Annotated in this window: 13 protein-coding genes; 4 read left to right on the top strand and 9 right to left on the bottom strand. The window is 62.5% G+C overall.

The window, feature by feature from the left end; all coding sequences use genetic code 11:
- Positions 1-156: 156 nt before the first annotated feature.
- The 3 genes from E1573_RS08635 to E1573_RS08625 all read right to left on the bottom strand — a co-directional run bounded on the left by E1573_RS08635 (position 157) and on the right by E1573_RS08625 (position 3,574).
- Entirely contained in the window at positions 157-1,311 is a 1,155-nt protein-coding gene (locus E1573_RS08635) for a CaiB/BaiF CoA-transferase family protein (RefSeq protein WP_133212604.1), read from the bottom strand.
- A 73-nt stretch (positions 1,312-1,384) separates the two neighbouring features.
- On the bottom strand, positions 1,385-2,398 hold the full coding sequence (locus E1573_RS08630; RefSeq protein WP_133212602.1) for an acyl-CoA dehydrogenase family protein: 1,014 nt from the start codon (positions 2,396-2,398) through the stop codon (positions 1,385-1,387).
- A gap of 12 nt (positions 2,399-2,410) precedes the next feature.
- Entirely contained in the window at positions 2,411-3,574 is a 1,164-nt protein-coding gene (locus E1573_RS08625; protein WP_133212600.1) for an acyl-CoA dehydrogenase family protein, read from the bottom strand.
- A 187-nt stretch (positions 3,575-3,761) separates the two neighbouring features.
- Between E1573_RS08625 and E1573_RS08620 the strand changes: the two genes are divergently transcribed.
- Complete coding sequence (locus tag E1573_RS08620; RefSeq protein ID WP_133212598.1) at positions 3,762-4,691, top strand: LysR family transcriptional regulator; 930 nt, start codon at positions 3,762-3,764, stop codon at positions 4,689-4,691.
- Here the strand turns inward: E1573_RS08620 and E1573_RS08615 are convergent.
- Together E1573_RS08615 and E1573_RS08610 are read right to left on the bottom strand one after the other, a co-directional pair.
- Positions 4,663-5,451, bottom strand: coding sequence for a crotonase/enoyl-CoA hydratase family protein (locus E1573_RS08615; RefSeq protein ID WP_133212596.1), 789 nt, complete (start codon positions 5,449-5,451; stop codon positions 4,663-4,665). The genes E1573_RS08620 and E1573_RS08615 overlap by 29 nt on opposite strands.
- Before the next feature lie 27 nt (positions 5,452-5,478).
- Positions 5,479-6,678: a CaiB/BaiF CoA-transferase family protein gene (locus tag E1573_RS08610; protein WP_133212594.1), complete on the bottom strand. Its 1,200-nt coding sequence runs from the start codon at positions 6,676-6,678 to the stop codon at positions 5,479-5,481.
- Positions 6,679-6,906: 228 nt separating this feature from the next.
- Here E1573_RS08610 and E1573_RS08605 point away from each other — a divergent pair, with 228 nt between their 5' ends.
- A complete protein-coding gene (locus E1573_RS08605) occupies positions 6,907-9,660 on the top strand; it encodes a LuxR C-terminal-related transcriptional regulator (protein ID WP_133212592.1) in 2,754 nt (917 codons plus the stop codon).
- 38 nt (positions 9,661-9,698) lie between these two features.
- Here E1573_RS08605 and E1573_RS08600 read toward each other — a convergent pair whose 3' ends face one another.
- Positions 9,699-10,814, bottom strand: a complete 1,116-nt coding sequence (locus E1573_RS08600) for a CaiB/BaiF CoA-transferase family protein (RefSeq protein ID WP_133212590.1) — start codon at positions 10,812-10,814, stop codon at positions 9,699-9,701.
- A 309-nt stretch (positions 10,815-11,123) separates the two neighbouring features.
- Between E1573_RS08600 and E1573_RS08595 the strand changes: the two genes are divergently transcribed.
- A complete protein-coding gene (locus E1573_RS08595; protein WP_133212588.1) occupies positions 11,124-12,893 on the top strand; it encodes a DUF1302 domain-containing protein in 1,770 nt (589 codons plus the stop codon).
- 2 nt (positions 12,894-12,895) lie between these two features.
- On the top strand, positions 12,896-14,242 hold the full coding sequence (locus E1573_RS08590) for a DUF1329 domain-containing protein (protein WP_133212586.1): 1,347 nt from the start codon (positions 12,896-12,898) through the stop codon (positions 14,240-14,242).
- Positions 14,243-14,461: 219 nt separating this feature from the next.
- Here E1573_RS08590 and E1573_RS08585 read toward each other — a convergent pair whose 3' ends face one another.
- From E1573_RS08585 to E1573_RS08575, 3 genes are all read right to left on the bottom strand, one after another.
- Positions 14,462-15,484 (bottom strand): AraC family transcriptional regulator, encoded by a 1,023-nt coding sequence (locus tag E1573_RS08585; RefSeq protein ID WP_133212584.1) that lies wholly within the window; start codon positions 15,482-15,484, stop codon positions 14,462-14,464.
- 76 nt (positions 15,485-15,560) lie between these two features.
- The gene (locus tag E1573_RS08580) at positions 15,561-16,751 is read right to left on the bottom strand and encodes a lipid-transfer protein (protein WP_133212582.1); all 1,191 of its coding nucleotides are present in this window, start codon (positions 16,749-16,751) and stop codon (positions 15,561-15,563) included.
- Between the two features lie 149 nt (positions 16,752-16,900).
- Positions 16,901-18,469 carry a long-chain-fatty-acid--CoA ligase gene (locus E1573_RS08575; protein ID WP_133212580.1) on the bottom strand — a complete coding sequence of 523 codons (1,569 nt, stop codon included), beginning with the start codon at positions 18,467-18,469 and terminating at the stop codon, positions 16,901-16,903.
- Positions 18,470-18,546 lie beyond the last annotated feature (77 nt).

Here is an 18,546-nt window from a genome sequence, read left to right as displayed (position 1 = left end):
GGGGCTTATCCCGGTAGGAGCGGGCTTGCCCCGCGAAGCGATTTAGCATGCAAAACCCAATCGCGGGCCAAGCCCGCTCCTACCGGGATAAGCCCCCAATGCCATAAAGCGGTACAGCAGCAACACCCACAGGCGCCCTCTGCGTACCGCAAAGGATCACTCGCCCACGCCCCCCAACACACCAGCGGCAATCAAACGCTCAACCTGCGCTTGCGGCAGCCAGCCGTCCAGGGCCGCCGGGGCGCCCTGCACCGTAGCCTGCTGCGGCGGCGTCGGCACCGCTGCCGGCGTACGGCTAAAGCGCGGTGCCGGCGCCGGCTGTGCAATACCATCAACCTCGACAAAGGTACCCCGCGCCTTGAGGTGCGGATGCTCCGGCGCCTCGGCAAACGACAGCACCGGGGCGAAGCACACATCGGTGCCTTCCAGCAGGCTGCACCACTCGGCACGGTTACGCTGCTTGAATGCTTGAGCGAACAGCTCGCGGGCTTTTGGCCAGTTACGCGGATCGTTCTGCGCGCCGATCAGCGCCGGATCGATATCCAGCAACTTCAGCAACTGAATATAGAAGCGGCCTTCCAGCGGACCGATCGACACCAGTTGCTCATCTTTGCACGCATACACGTCATAGAAAGGCGCACCGGAATCGAGAATATTGGTGCCCCGCTCGTTGTTCCACTGGCCACTGGCGGTAAAACCGAAAAAGCCCAGCGCCATCGACGCGGTGCCATCGCAAATCGCCGCATCCACTACCTGGCCTTTGCCGGACTGGCGCGCTTCGATGATGCCCGCGAGCATCCCCATCGCCATGTACAGCGCACCGCCGCTCATGTCACCAAGCAGCGCCAGCGGGATCGCCGGCAGTTGATCTTTGCGGCCGATGGCATTCAGTACGCCGGTGATAGAGATGTAGTTGATATCGTGGCCAGCAGACTGTGCCAACGGGCCGGTCTGCCCCCAACCGGTGATGCGCCCGTACACCAGACGCGGATTGATCGCCAGGCAATCGTCCGGACCAAGCCCTAGCCGCTCGGTGACGCCCGGACGGAAGCCTTCGATCAGGCCGTCGGCATCCTTGACCAGCTCCAGCACCAGTTTGACCGCTTCCGGGTCCTTCAGGTCAAGAGCAATGGCCTTGCGGTTGCGCGCCAGCAGGTTGTACTTGGGCTCCTTCTTCACGCCCAGTTCTACCGCTTCACGGCGTTCGATGCGCAGCACCGTGGCGCCGAGGTCAGCAAGCATGGTGGCAGCCATCGGCCCTGGGCCGATACCGGCCAGCTCGACGATCTTCACTCCTGCCAATGGTCCCATGGGGTTTGCTCCTTTATTAGATTCGGTGCGTGCCGCCTCGTTGTGCAGACGCGGCACGCGCTGGGTTATCGGATCACGCCGCCTCGCTGGGCGACAGTCGGGTACGGATGAAATCGAACAGGCTGTGTTCGGTGTCGGCCAGCACCGCATGGCCAAGGATCTCGGCACAGCGCAGCTCGCTACCGGCCGTGGCGCGCCATTCGTGCAGGCGGGCGGTAAACAGGCCAAGCGGATGCTCCTCGGTGATACCGATGGCACCCAGCACCGCATGGCCGATGGCCGCAGCACGCGCCGCAGCTTCGCTTGCACGCAGTTTGGCGGTCGCTGCCAGCAAGCGGTCCGGCAGATAGCCATTGCTCATGCAGCCCATGCGCGCCGCCAGCACGGCCGTGCAGGCCTGCTCGGCCAGCACCGCCAGTTCTTGCTGTACGGCCTGGAATTGGCTGATCGGCCGACCGAACTGGCGACGGTCGTTGGCGTATTCCACAGCGATGGCCAATACCCGATCCATTGCCCCCGCCATGGCAGCGGCATGAATGGCATTGCACAGCGCCTCGGCATCGGCTTCGGCACGGCTGAAGCGCCAGCGTGCCAGTTCGGCCGAGCGCCAGGTCAGTGAAGCCGACGCTTCCCGGCGATAGCAGCCAGGCAGTACCTGGGCGTCGGCTCGATCGAGCAGCAGCCACTCGCCCTGCCACTGCACCAGAACCCGAGCAGCCAGCATGGCTCCCGGTACATCGGCGCAGAAAATGCTGCCGTCTGCTACCGGTTCGGCGCGGGCCAGAGCGATGCAACTGCCGTCGTTGGTGTAGCCGGCATCGGCCAGCAGTGCGCGGGCCACGGCAGTTTCGCCGAACGGCAGACTCAAGCCAACCTTGGCGGCCACGTAGAACAACTCCTGCACCTGGGCCAGTGGCAGCCCGGCACCGCCGTGGCTTTCCGCAACCAGCGCATCGGTGTAGCCCAGCGCATCAATACGCTGCCAAAGGGCGGCAGCACCCGCCGGGGATTCCTGCACACGCAATTGGTCCAGTGGGCAAAGGTCGAGCAGCGCGCGCTCGAATCCATCGAAAATGGCGTCAGTCATGATGTCTCCCGATCAACGAAGGCCAAGACCGCGGGCGATGATGCCGCGCAGAATCTGCCGGGTACCGCCGCGCAGCGAGAAGCTCGGGCAGATTTGCGTGACAAAGGCCAAGGTCTGGCGCAGGGCCTGTGATGGCGGGTGATCACGGGTCAGTTCCAGCGCTTCGCTGATCCAGCCCGGCACAGCCTGTTCGAACTCGGTGCCCAGATCCTTGACCAGCGCCGCCTCCAGGTCGACGTGCTCGCCCTTCTCCAGCTTCGCGGCAACGGCAATGGACATCGCGCGCAATACCGCCAGGCGGCCAGTTATCCGACCGAGCAGCGAAATCACCGCCACACCGGGGTTGGGGACCGCTCGCAGTTCCGTCAGCCAGCCCTCGATCAGCACCATGGCAGAGTAGATGCGGTCCGGCCCGCTACGCTCGTAAGACAGCTCGGAGGTTACTTGCTTAAAGCCCGAACCTTCTTCGCCGATCAGCGCATCAGCCGGCAACAGCACGTCTTCGAACAGCACTTCACAGAAATGCTGGTCATCGGCCAGGTCTTTGATCGGGCGAATACTCACACCCGGCAGAGACAGGTCGATGATCATTTGCGACAAGCCCTTGTGACGGTCTTCGGTGGTGCCGGAAGTCCGTACCAGGGCACACATGTAGTGGGCGTACTGGGCGTTCGAGGTCCAGATCTTGCGACCGTTGAGCAGCCAGCGACCGTCGTCGGTGAGCACAGCGCGAGTGCGTACGCTGGCCAGGTCGGAGCCGGTATCCGGCTCACTCATGCCGATGCAGAACAGTGCTTCGCCAGACAGCATGCGCGGCACGTACTTGGCCTTTTGTTCCGCGCTGCCGAATCGCAGCAACAAGGGAGCAGTCTGGCGGTCGTTGACCCAGTGCGCAGACGCCGGAGCGCCAATCACCAGCAACTCCTCAGCCAGTACGTAGCGCGCAAAGTAGGTGCGCCCGCCTCCGCCAGCCTCTTTCGGCAGCGCCAGGCCAATCAGGCCTTTCTCGCCGAGTTTGCGGCTGAACTCAGGGTTCGCATCGGCAATGCCACGGGCCAGTCGATCCATGGGAATGCCACGCAGCTCCTCTTGGAGCAATGCCCGAATCGGCGCGCGCAGCGCCTCTTCTTCAGCCGGAATGGCGGCAAGGGTCAGGTTTGCAAAGGCTGAATTCATCGTTTCTCCCGATTCACCTTCAATGGAAATCCGCCGTCCCGCAGCGCAACGTGCCGGCAACGGACGATTGCGTGTATGATTTGCCGCCCGCCAGCGAGCGTCCAATTCCGCTTTCAAATCGAGCGATTCACAGGACGCATGCCAAGCGCGCAACTGGCATAAATACTTACTCTCGGCGGTCCCGGTCATGGAACTTCGTCAGCTCAGGCAGGCCCTCGTGCTCGCCGAAACACTCAATTTCCACCGCGCTGCAGAGCAGCTGAACATGACCCAGCCGCCGCTCTCCACCTCGATCAAAAAGCTGGAAGAAGAACTCGGCGTGCAGTTGTTCGAACGACTGAGCACGGGCCTGCGGCTTACCGCGACCGGCGAGGAAGTGCTGCGCAATGCGCGCAGCGCACTGTTTTATGCAGAAGAAATGCGCCGTGCCGCGCGCGAGGGGGACGCAGGAGAAAGTGGCCAGGTACGCGTCGGGTTCGTCGGCTCGGCCGCCTACAAACTGCTGCCAGCCATCATTCAGAGCTATCGCGAGCGCTATCCGCGCGTCGACCTGGTTCTGGAGGAAGGCGCAGGAACCCAGTTACTGCGGCGGGTGGAAGAGCGCGAACTGGATGTTGCACTGGTGCGCTGCCCGATCCTGCACAGCGATGCCGTGCAGGTTCACACCCTGCAACGCGAAGCCATGGTGCTGGTGGTCAGGCATGACTCACCCCTGGCCGAGCGCGCTTCGCTGAGCCTGGCCGACCTCGCCGACCAACCGTTCATCATCAGCCCGCCCGACCGCTCGCCGTCGATGCATGCACTGTTCCTGCATGCCTTCGAAGAATCGGGCATCCAGCCGCGCATCGTCCAACAGGCCGCCCATTTGACGACCATCCTCGGCCTGGTGGAGAGCGGCTTGGGCATATCGCTGATTCCTGCCTCGGCCGCCAGGTACATCGGCCCGACTATCCGTGCCATTGCCCTGACCGACCTGTCGCACAAGCTCACATCAGGCATTGGCCTGGCGTGTCTGCCAGACCGGCTGACCGCCACCGCGCGCAACTTTCGCGAGCACGCACTGCAAGCGGCCAGCCCGTCTCAGGCGGTTACTTGGCACGCAGACGAGCGAGCATGACCTCGACGGCATCGCGATGCGCCTGGGTGTAGTGCGCCAGCGACTGCATCGCAGCAGAGAGCTCCAGCACGTCTGCCAGGCGCGAATGACGGGCTTCTAGCATCAAACGCTTGGTCATGCGCAGGGCGTCGCCGGGATTGCAGGCAATGCGCTGGGCCAGCTCAAGGGCCGCAGGCATTAATTGCTCGTGCGGCACCACCCGCGAGACCAGGCCCCACTCCAGCGCCTGGGCCGCACTGATTGCCTCGCCAGTGAAAGCCATCTCGCAGGCACGTGAAGCGCCCAGGGCACGCTGCAACAGCCAGGCGCCGCCATCACCAGGAATCAAGCCGAGCTTGATGAAGCTTTCTGCGAAAGTGGCCTTTTCCGACGCAATGCGAATGTCACACATCATCGTCAGGTCGTTACCGGCACCCACCGCCGGACCATTGACCGCAGCGATGGTAGGCACCTCAAGATTGCACAGTGCCAGTGGAATCTGTTGGATTCCATCGCGATAGAAGTACCGCGCCTGGATCGCTTCCCCAAACACACCCTGGCTCGCCTCGCTGATTTGCTGGAGGTTGCCACCGGCGGAGAACGCCGACCCGGCGCCGGTTAGCACCACCGCGTGAATGCTGCGATCACGGTTGACCGCTGCGCACATTTGCAGCAGTTCGTCGATGGCACTGCCATCGGAGAGCGCATTGCGAGTCTGCGGGCTGTTCAGGGTGACCACAGCCACGGCGCCGTCGCGCTCGATTTTGAGAAAATCACTCATTGCAGTTGTTCCTTTAATGGATGGGGATCAGGCCAGAATGGTGGTGCCACCTGCAGCCAGCGCGGCGATCTGCGCATCGCTGTAGCCTGCCTCGCGCAGAATCTGCGCACTGTGTTGGCCAAGGCGCGGCGCCGGATGCCCTGCTCCGGGCTGAGACTTCGACCAGCGCGACGGCACTTGCATGCTTGTCAGGCAACCTTCGGAGGGGTGTTCGACAGGCTCGAAAAAGCCGACCGCGCGCAGGTGCGGGTCATCTCGCAGGGACTCGATGCTGTGCATGGGCATGACCGGGATGTCTGCCGCTTCCAGTGCGGCCGTCCACTCGGCGCTGGTACGTGTGGCGATGATCTCGGCGACCATCGCGTACAACGCATGGATGTGCTCGGTGCGCTTGCCGATCGTGTTGAAACGTGGATCGCTGTCCATCACCTCGGGGCGACCGATCAGTTCAAAAAAAGCCCGCCATTGCTTGTCGTTGTAGAGCATGACGCAAAGGTGACCATCGCGCGTGCGGTATGGCTTGCGGTGCGGGTTGAGCAAGCGGGCGTAGCCGGCCGGGCCCTGCGGTGGATCGAACGTCAGGCCGCCGAGGTGATCGCCAAGAACAAACTGCGCCATGGTTTCGAACATCGGAATGTCGATACGCTGGCCCTCCCCGCTGCGCTCGCGATGCAACAGACCGGCTGTTACAGCACTGACCGCGCTCATGCCGACAATGCGGTCGGCCATAGCGCTCGGTACATAGCGCGGCTCATCGGCGCCGGCAAGCATCGCCAAGGTCGGCAAGGCAACCGCCCCCTGAATCATGTCGTCGTAGGCCGGCTTGGCTGCGTAGGGGCCTTGCTGGCCATAGCCGTAGACGCCGACGTAGAGAATGCTCGGGTTGACCGCCGCAACATCCGCGTAGTCCAGCCCTAACCGCACCATCGCTTGGGGGCGGATGTTGTAGATCAAGACATCGGCATCGGCGGCCAGGCGCAGCAACGCCACACGGCCCTCGGCGCGCTTGAGGTCGAGGACAATGCTGCGCTTGCTGCGGTTGGCGTGCAGGAACGCAGCCGCCATGCCTGGGTTGCGCCGTACACCGATGTCGCGGGTACTGTCACCCGCCGGCGCTTCCACTTTGATCACGTCGGCGCCCATGTCGCCGAGGATCTGGGTGGCATAAGGCCCCATCAGCACGCTGGTCATGTCGAGGATGCGGATGCCCGCCAGTGGTCCGCTCACGTCTGCGCTCCCCGTCCGGGCAACGCCAGGCGCACCTTGATCAACGCTGTGAATGTCACGACTGTACCCACGTGAATGGTCTCCTGAACTTTCTCGCTATGCTAGGAAGCAGTGGGCTGGCTGGATAATTTTTTCTTCGACTCGGCTAATACAAAAAGCGAATCGGCAAGCCCGTGCCTGGCAGCGTAAACTGCGGCCATAAGAAAAAAATGTCCGGAGTTCATCGTTATGCCCACACCCTCGCCTAGCGGCCTGCACCTGCCAGCCAACCGGGCCTTGCAGGTCATCCCCGACACCAAGGTGATCCCGCCCCGAGGCGCCCGTTACCTGATGCCGCGCACGGCGTTGATGGCACGTCTGATGGAAGCTCGCCGCCAGCGTTGCGTGGTGATCCAGGGTCCGGCTGGCAGCGGCAAGACCAGCACCATGCTGGCCTGGCGCCGGGAGCTGATGGGGATCAACTTCGATGTGGCCTGGCTGTCGGTGATCAATGAGGACAACGACCCGATCCGGCTGGCGCACTGCCTGCGCGCCGCGCTGGCCGAAGTGGACGAAGAAATGACCCGCGATGCCGCTGTCCTGCTTGGCCGCGACACCGACGAGCTGGCCTTGGAACACTGGGTCATTGTGCTGCTGCAGGACATCGCCAAGCGTGAGCGTGAGCTCATGCTAATGATTGACGATATTCATCAACTGGAAGACCCGTTGATCTTCCAGACCCTCGGCTGGCTGCTGGACTATGCACCACCGAACCTGCACCTGGCGCTGGGCTCGCGCACCAGCCTTCCCCCTTCGCTACCGCTGGCACGCTTGCGCTCGCAGGGGCGCCTGGACGAGCTGGACCTGCGTGACTTGCGTTTTTCCGCTGAAGAGTCCGAACGCTTTTTGCGCGAGCAGCTTGGCGAGGTCCACAAGCGCGATGCCGAAACCCTGCACGAACTGACCGACGGCTGGGTCGCAGGCCTGCAACTGTTCGCCATCGACATAAAGTCACGACGCGGCGCCACCTTCAGCCACCGTCAGGTGCGCGATGCCAGTGCCTTCGCGCAGTTCTTCGAACAGGAGGTGCTCAACCACCTACCTGCCGACGACCTGGAGCTGCTGGGCCGGGCCTCGATCTGCAACCGCTTCTGTGCGGCCCTGTGTGCGCGCCTGATGGGCAAACCGAACGCGCTGGCCTGGATGATGAATCACCTGAGCCGCCTGGACAGCGAGAACCTGTTCATCACCCAGATCAAAAGCCACGACCGCGAAATCTGGTACCGCCTGCACCCGCTGCTGCGCGAGGTGCTGCGCGCACGCCTGGCCGACCGCTCGCAAGAACAATTGCAGCAGTTGCACGCCTGCGCGCGAGACTGGTTCTTCGATCAGGGTTATGTGGACGAAGCGGTGCGCCATGCGGTACTGGCCGGCGACGCCCAGGCCGCGGCAGACATTGTCGAAGCCTGTGCCCACGACCTGATGTCGCGCGGCACCCTGAGCCATCTGCCCAACTTGCTGCGCAAACTGCCTCTGGAACAGATTCAGGAACGCTTCGGCCTGCAATTGGCCATGCTGCAGTTGCAGCTGTATGCACAAAACTTCGCCGAAGCGCAGAAAATCATCGAGCATTTGCTGCCTCAGCAAGAACGGCTGAGCGTCGGCGAACAGCAAACCTTGCTGATCTCCCGTGGCACCCTGGCGATGCAGCTCGACAGCAGCGAAGACACCTGGGCACTGGCCCCGGCAATCGAGGCCCTGCCCGAGACTGCCGATGACTTTGTGCTGACCGGGCGCGCAACCGTGTTGGGCTGGCTGTATTCGTTCAGTGGCGAATTCGAGCGGGCCCGAGGCCTGATCCAGCAGAACGACCGCCTGGCCACTTCGCCGCGCCGTACCTTGCTGGGGCGCTGTATCTTTGCCTTGGGGCTGGCCATCGAGGGCCGCCACAGCGAGGCGGAGCACATTCTGCGCATCGCCCTGGGCGAGGCGCAGCAGATCGGCGACAGCGCGATCCCCTCTGCCCTGGCCATCAGCGCCGTGCTGTCGAGCACGCTCTACGAGCAAGGCAACATCAAAGAAGCCTGCCACCATCTGGAACAGCACTTGGCTGTGCTCGAGCGCGTGGCGCTGCCGGGTGTGGTCATGACAACCTTGCTGACCCTGGCCAACAGCCACTGGCTCAGCGACCGCCGCCTGGAGGCGCAAGCCTCCATCGATCGCCTGGAAGAGCACGCCCAGCGCTTCAAGCTCGACCGCTTGATGGCCACAGCCCTGTTCACCCGCCTGCGGTGGGCGGTACAGAAAAACCAGTCGGTCCAGGCCGAAAGCCTGATGGCTCAGCTCAACGACCTGGCCGCCAGGCATGCCGGTATCGACCGCGGCGTACCGCAGATGATCCAGATAATCGCCAAGCGTGGGCAGATTGAACTGCACCTGTTTCGCCAGGAATTCAGCCAGGCGGTCAGCCTGTTGTTGCCCCTGGTCAACCTGGCGGAAACCAAGCGGCGTTGGCCGCTGGCCACCTACCTGCGCCTGCAGTTGGCCATTGCCGAAGAAGGCTGCGGACATATCGCATTGGCCCGCAAGCAGTTGATTGAAGCATTGCGTCAGGGCCACCGCCTGGGCCTGACGCGCAGCCTACTGGATGCCTCGCCACAGATCCCCGGGGTGTTGCAGGCGATGCTCGACAAAGACGTGCTCGACCCGGTGCTGGCATTCTATGCGCAACGACTGCTGAGCGCGGCGACACCCGTCCAGGCACCAACACGCAAATCGTCGGCCAGGATCGAGGCGCTCAGCGACCGGGAATCCGAAGTCTTGCACCTCATGGCTCAGGCTATGACCAACAAGAAGATCGCGCGCATCCTCAACGTTTCACCCGAAACCGTGAAGTGGCACCTGAAAAACGTCTTTGGCAAACTCGGCGTGACGGGTCGCGACGAGGCCATCGCCAGGTGGCGCGATCAGACCATCGGCAAGTACGACGACGGTCAGGGCTGAAGGGCTGAGAATGACGCCCCTCGCAAGAGGGGCGTTGCTTACGAGCGCCAGGCGCTCGCCGGGTCACCGGCGTTGAGTGCCGCCATCACCGCTTCGGTATCTTCGCCGCGTCGTGGAATCGGGCCAGGCTCGACCACCTTGCCGTCGAAGCGCGGCGCCGGTGCGGCACTGATCACCCCATCGCGCTCGGTATAAACACCGCGCTCGACCAGATGCGGATGGCTCACTGCTTCGCGCGGGCTCAGCACCGGGGCGAAACACACGTCAGTCCCTTCCAGCAGCTCGCACCAATGGGCCCGTGGCTGGCTGGCAAAAATCTCGGCAAGATGCGCTCGCATCTGCGGCCAGCGCTGCTTGTCCCACTGCTTAGCGAAACGCGGGTCGTCTTCCAGGCCAAGTTTGTGCAGCAGCAAGGCATGGAACTGCGGCTCCATCGAGCCGACCGTCACATAGTGGTCGTCGGCGCAGCGGTAAGTCGCGTAGAAGTGCGAGCCGTCGTGCACGCTCTTGCCGCGCTCTTCGCCAATCAACCCACCACGGGCGAGGGACTGCATCAACTGCATCATATGCGCCGAACCATCGACAATGGCGGCGTCTACCACCGTACCTTGGCCGGTAGCGCGCGCATTGAGGATGCCAGACAAAATGCCGACCGCCAGGTACAGCGCACCGCCGCCGATGTCACCGATCAGGGTGATGGGCGAAGACGGCGCTTCGCCGGCCGTACCGCTGTGGTACAGGGCACCTGACAGTGCGATGTAATTGTTGTCATGGCCGGCTGCATGGGCCATCGGGCCGCTCTGGCCCCAGCCGGTCATGCGTCCGTAAACCAACTTCGGATTACGTGCCAGACACACCTGCGGGCCGAGGCCCAAACGCTCCATCACACCCGGGCGCATGCCTTCGATCAGCGCGTCGGCGCCCTCGATCAACTGCAGTACCGTTTCGCGGCCCTCGGCAGTCTTCAGGTCAGCGACCACCGAACGCTTGCCGCGGTTCATCGGGTTGCTCGGCGTATTGGCCTCACCGGTGATGGACATCGAGGCCGCACGCTCGACGGCAATAACCTCGGCACCGAGGTCGGCCAGGTGCATGGCACAGAACGGACCCGGGCCAATTCCGCAAATTTCTACAACTTTGATCCCTGACAGCATGTCGCCCCCTTTTGTTGTTATTGCGCACTGACGAACGGCAGTGCCCCAGGCCCCACGCTAGCAACTGGCAGTCAGACGTCCAGCCCCCCGATAGCGGTGGCCCACCCCTACCTACACCGGGTAGGGACATTGAAAGTCGCCGCTCACTATGGTCCGTACCACGCCAGACAACAATCACAAAAATCGGTCGACGAGAAACTACTGTTGCCCAGCCACAGGATCCTGCCAGTGCAGAGCATTGCGCAACACTGACACTGCCACTCGTCCTGCGCCTAGCCCTTCAAGAACAATGACAAGGTAATCCGCAGTATGAAGTACCGCTCCCTCGCCTCGCCTCCCTCTCTTTTGGCACTTTCGATCGCCGTCGCTTCGCTGGCCGGAACCGCTCGCGCAGCCGTCTGGCAGATCAACGACGACTGGAGCCTGAGCAGCAATAGCACACTGTCGCTGGGCACCAGTTGGAGCCTGCAAAGTGCCGACAAGCAGCAGTTGACCCGCGCCGACGCTGCCAGCATCGGCAAGGTCGGCACCGGCTCCAACTACAACACCGATGACGGCAAGCTCAACTTCGACAAAGGTGACATCATTTCCACGGTGTTCAAGGGGCTCACCGAATTCGACCTCAATGACGGCAACCAGGGCGCGTTTATTCGCTTCAAGTACTGGTATGACCACCAACTGGAAACCACCGACGGCGACTTCCGTAAATTCAACGACTCCGGCTGGCAGGACCTGGCACGCTTCAAGGGGTTCGAAGCACTCGACGCCTATGTCTGGAAAAGCTTCGACCTCGATGGGCATGCCCTGAATGCCAAGCTCGGTAAACAGGTCCTGAGTTGGGGCGAAGCGCTGTTCCTGCAGAACGGTATCAACGCCATCAACCCGCTGGACGTCTCCGCCTTCAACCGCCCTGGTGTGGAACTCAAAGAAGGCCAGTTGCCGGTGGAGATGTTCAGCTTCAGCCTCGACCTGACGGATGCCATGAGCCTTGAAGGTTTCTGGCAGTACAACTTCCGCCCCTCGGTGCTCGATGGCTGCGGCACCTTTTTCAGTACCGGCGACAACAACCAGGAAGGCTGCCAGTTCCGCACGGTGATTGCCGGTGCCAATGGCACCACCGACCAGGCCGTGGCTGCCGGCCGCATCATCCCCCGCGGCCAGACCCAATGGGCCAGCGACACCGGCCAGTACGGCCTGGCCATGCACTATGTGTTCGAGGAATTGAACAGCACCGACCTTGGCCTGTATTACGCCAACTATCACAGCCGCACCCCAGTGGCCAACGGCACCATTGCCACCGGCGGCTTGCCCACCGCACGCTACTTCACCGCCTACCCCGAGGACATCCGCATGTTCGGCGTCAGCCTGAGCAGCGTTCTGGGTACCACCGCGCTGTTCAGCGAATTGAGCTACCGGCCCAACCAGCCGGTGGGATTCAACTCCGGCGACACCTTCGCGGTGTTGGCCGGGCAGACCAACAGCCCGGTGCTGCAAGTCAGCGACATCACCCCTTATCGCGGCACCGAGCTGCAGGGCTACGCCCGTTTGCCGGTTTGGCAGTTCAGCCTGGGCGCCACCGATACGGTGGACAACATTCTTGGCGCCAACCGCTTCTCCTGGGCTGCGGAGGCCGGCGCCAACTGGGTCGACGACATTGACGGCCAGCGGCTCGGCCGTGCCAGCGCCTTCGGCCGCACCCCGCCGACCGACGGTGCCGCCTGCGTCACGGGCGGTGGCGGCATGGACGCTAACCAGAGCGCCGCGCTGAATGACCTGGGCTGCAACACCAAGGGCCTGGTCGATCACTTTTCCTGGGGCTACCGCGCGCGTCTGGCACTGGCCTACGAAGGTGTCCTGCCGGCCATTACCGTCACCCCGGCACTGACCTGGCGTCACGACGTCGACGGTTATGGCCCGAACTTCCAGGAAGGCCAGCAAGCTGCGGGCCTGAGCTTGACCTTCGACTACCGCAACAACTATTCGCTGGAACTGGCCTACAACGCATTTTTCGGTTCCAACGACTTTTCCACCCTCGATGATCGAGATTTTGCCTCTGTAACTGCCAAAGCGAGCTTCTGAACATGACAACTACAATCAGGAAACTTCCCTTTGCCTTCGCCCTGCTGGCCGCCTGCAGCCTGGCACACGCTGCTGACAACAACCTCAGCAAGCTTGATGGCCCACTCACCCCGGTTGGCGCCGAGCGCGCCGGCAACGCCGACGGCAGTATTCCGGCCTGGAACGGCGGCTTGAAGCCCGGTGCCGCACCGATCGAGGCCAACGGCAATTACGTCAACCCGTTCGCTGACGAGAAGCCGCTGCTGGTCATCAACAAAGGCAATGCCAGCCAGTACAAAGACCTGCTCACTCCCGGCCAGCAGGCGATGATCACTCGCTACCCCGAGTACCGCATCAACGTCTACCCGACTCACCGTACCGCGCGCATTCCCCAGGAGCAACTGGATCAAACGCGCAAGAACGTCGGCAAGGTGAAACTGGCCGACGGCGGCAACGGCCTTGAGAACTACAGCTACGGCGTACCTTTCCCGATGCCGACCGAGGCGCTGGAAGTGCTCTGGAACCACCTCACCCGCTACCGTGGCGGTGCCATCCGCCGCGACCTGGCCTCGGCGACCGTGCAGGAAAATGGTGATTTCACCGTCGTCGACTACGACAGCCTGACGGCCTTTCGCCAGAACGTGAAAGACGCGCCCAAAGACGCCAACCTGTTGTTCTACACCTATACCCGGACCCTGAGCCCTGCTCGCTTCTCCGGCGAAGTGACCCTGGCTCATGAACCGATCAACCAGGTGATCGAAGCGCGCAATGCCTGGCAGTACATTCCTGGCCAACGTCGAGTACGCCGCGCACCGACTGTTGCCTACGACAGCAGTGCGCGCTACACCTTCGGCCAAGTGGTGTCCGATAGCCTTGACGGCTACAACGGAGCGCCGGATCGCTACAACTGGAAGCTGATAGGTAAAGAAGAGCGTGTAGTGCCCTACAACGCCTACAAGCTCATGGACAAGAACAAAACCTACAAAGACCTGCTCAAGACCAACTTCGCCAACACCGACATGGTTCGCTATGAAAAACACCGTGTCTGGGTACTCGAAGCCAATCTCAAGCCTGGCCAACGCCACGTCTATGCCAAACGTCGCTTCTACTTCGACGAAGACAGCTGGCAACTGGTCGCCGCTGAACTGTACGACAGCCGTGGTGAACTCTGGCGTGTGCAGGAAAACCACATGGTTCAGTTCCACGATGTGGAAGTGCCGTATTACGCTGGCGAAATCACTTACGATCTGATGTCCGGACGCTACGCGGCGAACACCCTCACCAACGAAGTGAATCACAAGTGGACCTGGGGCGAAGTATTGTCCAAGGCTGACTTCACCCCTGCACTGCTCAAGCGCTTGGGTAAGTAGCGGGAACTGGCTTGCTGATCCTGGTGGGAGCGGGCTTGCCCCGCGATGCGGTTAGTCTGTTACACCGCATCGCGGGGCAAGCCCGCTCCCACCTGTGGAAGTGCCGTATTACGGTGGCGAAATCACTTTCGATCTGATGTCCGAGCGCCTGGGTAAGTAACGGCAGCTGGCTTGCTGATCATGGTGGGAGCGGGCTTGCCCCGCGATGCGGTTAGTCTGTCACACCGTATCGCGGGACAAGCCCGCTCCTACCGTTTCTTGCGCGCAGTGCAAGCGCTGGTATTCACTCGGGCACATTCCGCACCAACCCCGAAACGTCCGGGCGAAATTGCTCAGGTTGCCGAAGCCCAGCAAGTAGGCAATCTGCTTGATCGTGTAATGCCCCTCGCGCAGGTATTGCTCAGCCAGTTGGCGTCGCACCTGGCTGAGCAAATGAGAGAAGCTCACCCCTTCTTGCGCCAAGCGCCGTTGTAAGGTTCGCGTACTCAGATCAAGGCACGAGGCCATGCGTTCCATGTTCAGCACGCCCTCCGACATCTGCAGGCACACCGCCTGTGCCAAGGTCTTGGCATAGGCCATGCGTAACGCTGACAGCTCATCACCGGCCAACGGCGCCGCAACCCGTGGCAGCTGCAGATACAGCCGGGTATGCGGCGCATCAAACTCAAGATCACAACCAAAGAATTCGCCAATGCGATGCTCGGCACGGACGTTGCTCGGTCGCCCCAATGCCAATTGCACCCGGCTCAGCTTCAGGTCGAGCCGGGAGACGCGTCGCCAAGCCTCAAGGCAAAGCGACAAGGCAGCCAACTGACGCAAGGGCGAAAAACCAGGATAAGGGGGCTGCACACAGAGTATGAACTGGCCGTCATGCACGCCCTGACTGTAGATCGGTGTGCGTTCGAGCACCTTGACCGTACTGACCAGGTATTCAGTTGTGCTGCGCAATGTCGGGCAACGGCGTTCGTCAACCTTCAAGGTGTGCAGGAACCGCGGGACCAAACGCTGCAGATCGACAGCCAGGCTCTCATCGTCCAGCTCGGCCACGCCCAGTTGCCACAGTGAGTCCAGCAGGCGTGAGTTGATCTGTGCGTTGGGCTGGTCAAGTAGTTGCTGGTCAACGTCGGCCTGCTGCAACAACTTGTCGGTGTCCAGGCCGCATTGGCGCAGGCCGGCCACAAAGGCCTGCAGCGGTCGAACCGAAAGCATCTGATCATCTGCGGTCATGATTGAAGTCGACATCTGTCCTCCCAACCCAACGAGCAGGTGATCACGAAGAAAAAGTGGCGCGTGCCGCTGATGGCACGCGCGCGGTACCTCAGTTGCGGCCGTACAGGGTCACCACGCAGGCGCCGCCCAGGCCTAGGTTGTGTTGCAGAGCGAGTTCGACACCTTCCACCTGCCGCGCCTCGGCAGTGCCACGCAGTTGGTGGGTCAGCTCGTAGCACTGGGCGAGCCCGGTAGCCCCCAGCGGGTGGCCCTTGGAGAGCAGACCGCCCGATGGATTGGTGACCACCTGGCCGCCGTAGGTGTTGTTGCCATCGACCACGAACTGCTCGGCGCCACCGACCGGGCAGAATCCCAGCGCTTCATAGGTGAGCAACTCGTTGTGGGCGAAGCAGTCGTGCAGTTCGGCGACACGGATGTCGCGCGGATCGACGCCCGCTGTTTCAAACACTTCGCGTGCCGCGCGCTGGGCCATGTCGAAGCCAACCACCTCGATCATCGAACGGGCCTCGTGGGCAACGGCACGGTCGGTAGTCAGCGACTGGGCAAGGATGACCACATCGGTGCGCAGACCGTGCTTCCTGGCAAACGCTTCTGAGCAGATGATTGCGGCGGCGGCGCCGCAGGTCGGTGGGCAGGCCATCGAGCGGGTCATCACACCCGGCCAGATCATCTGGTCGTTCATGACGTCTTCGGTGGTCATCACTTTGCGGAACATCGCCAGCGGGTTGTTGGCAGCATGGCGACTGGCCTTGGCGCGGATCGCGGCGAAGGTTTCCATCTGGGTGCCATACTTTTGCATGTGTTCACGACCGGCACCGCCAAACATCATCAGCGCGCCCGGCACACCGGTCACATCGGCGGTCAGTTCGTTGATCACACCCTGGGTCATCACGGTGGTGGCGTTCGGCCGGTCATCCCAATGCGCCTTCAGGGCGCCCGGTTGCATTTGCTCGAAGCCAAAGGCCAGGGCGCAGTCGACCATGCCGCTTTGCACCGCCTGGCGAGCCAGCCACAGGGCACTGGAGCCAGTGGCGCAGTTGTTGTTGACGTTGACCACCGGGATGCCGCTCATGCCGACCTGATAGAGCGCAGCCTGGCCACAAGTGGACGAGCCGTAGACATACCCGGCATAAGCCTGCTGCACCAGGTCGTAGTCCAGACCGGCGTCTTTCAGTGCCAGGCGGATGGCTTCGGCGCCCATCTCTATGTAGTTGCCGCTGGTGCCCGGTTTGACGAAAGGGATCATGCCCACACCAGCAACGAGAGACTTCTGTGACATCGTGTTCTCCAGATCAAGGTTCGCAAGACCGGCCCTTGAAGCAGGCCGGCGTTGCCTCTATCTTGGCCAGTTCAGCCTGCTGGAGTCCCTGCCCACGATGGGTAGGGGCCTGCCCCTCTACGATGGGTAGGAAGCAATGGCCCCGCCGATCAGGAGATGCCGCGGCTACGCCCGGCCCAAAACGGCTTGCGCAGTTCGCCCTTGAGTACCTTGCCGACACTGGAAAGTGGCAAGGCATCGCGAAACTCCACGCTGCGCGGGCTCTTGTAGCCAGCGATACGTTCGCGGCAGTGGCTGATGATTTCTTCAGCGGTGGCGCTCATCCCCGGCTTGAGCACCACCACCGCGTGTACACGCTCGCCCCACGTATCGCAAGGAATGCCAATCGCCGCGCCCTGCGCCACCGCAGGGTGACTGGCGATGGCGGTCTCGACCTCGGCGGAGTAGATGTTTTCGCCACCGGAAACGATCATGTCCTTGAGCCGGTCGCAGATGTACACAAAGCCGTCATCGTCCATGTAACCGCCGTCGCCGGTGTGCATCCAGCCGCCACGCAGCGCCTCGGCGGTTGCCTGCGGATTCTTCCAATAGCCGAGCATCACGTTCGGCCCCTTGACCACGACTTCGCCCACCGTGCCATGCGGTACCTCGTTGTCGGCTTCGTCGACAATGCGCAGTTCCACACAGATTTGTGGCCGTCCGGCCGAGTACATCTTGCCGCTCACCTGGTGCTCGACGCAGTGGTATTCAGCATCCAGGGTGGTAGCCATCGGGGCCAGCTCGGTCATCCCGTAGCCTTGGCTGAAACCGGACGACGGGAAGGCTGCGCGGGCACGATCAAGTAGCGCCGGGGTAATCGGCGAAGCGCCGTAAGCGATGTTGCGCAACGAACCGAGATCAAGCTCGGCCAACTGCGGGTTGCCATCGCGGCAATCCAGCAGCATCTGGATCATGGTCGGCGCCAGAAGAATCTCGTTGACCTGCTCACTGGCAATGGTTTCCAGCACGGCCTGCGGCGCAAAGCCGGGCAGCACCACATGGACCCCGCCACTGATCATCAAGGCAGTCATGCCCGAGTAATCGGCCAGATGGAACATCGGCATCACGTGCAGGAACCTTGCAGCGGCATGAAACAAGCCGGTGCTCAGCACGGCCATGGCGGAAAAGCTGACATTGTTGTGGCTGAGCATCACCCCTTTGGGAAAGCCGGTGGTGCCTCCGGTGTAAAAAATGCCGAGCAACGCGTCGCCCCCACGACGGGCGTCCTCCACTGGCGCACTTTCGGCCAGCAGTGTCTCGTAGTGATGCATCCCAGGCGGGGTCTGGCCATCGCCAGCATAGATCAGCGTACGCAGGGTCTTGGCTTCAGCGATGACGTCCTGCGCCAGTGCAAGGAACGTATCGTCGACGATCAACACAGCGGTTTCCGAGTCATCCAGGGAGTAGACAATCTCTGCCAGGCTCCAGCGGATATTCACCGGGTTGAGCACCGCGTCCGCCCAGGGCACGGCCTGGTAGTACTCGATGTAACGCTGGGAGTTCAGCGACAGCATGGCCACACGCTCGCCACTGCCCACGCCAAGGGCTTTCAACGCCCCGGCCAGACGGGCGACACGCTCGCCAAGTTGGCCATAGGTCACGCTGCGGCCCCGGTCGCGAATGGCAACGGCGTGGGGCCGCTGTTGCAGATGACGGTGCAAAGCCTGGGTGATGTACATCGAAACCTCCGGTGTTGTTGTAAGGATATCGGTAGGGTCTTCGCGCTTTCGTGGTCCAGGCACCGGGCGCCGCCTGG

It is taken from the genome of Pseudomonas sp. H9 (assembly GCF_004353925.1).
GTDB lineage: Bacteria > Pseudomonadota > Gammaproteobacteria > Pseudomonadales > Pseudomonadaceae > Aquipseudomonas.
Note: the sequence above shows the minus strand (reverse complement) of the source record. Positions and strands in the feature narration are given on the sequence as shown.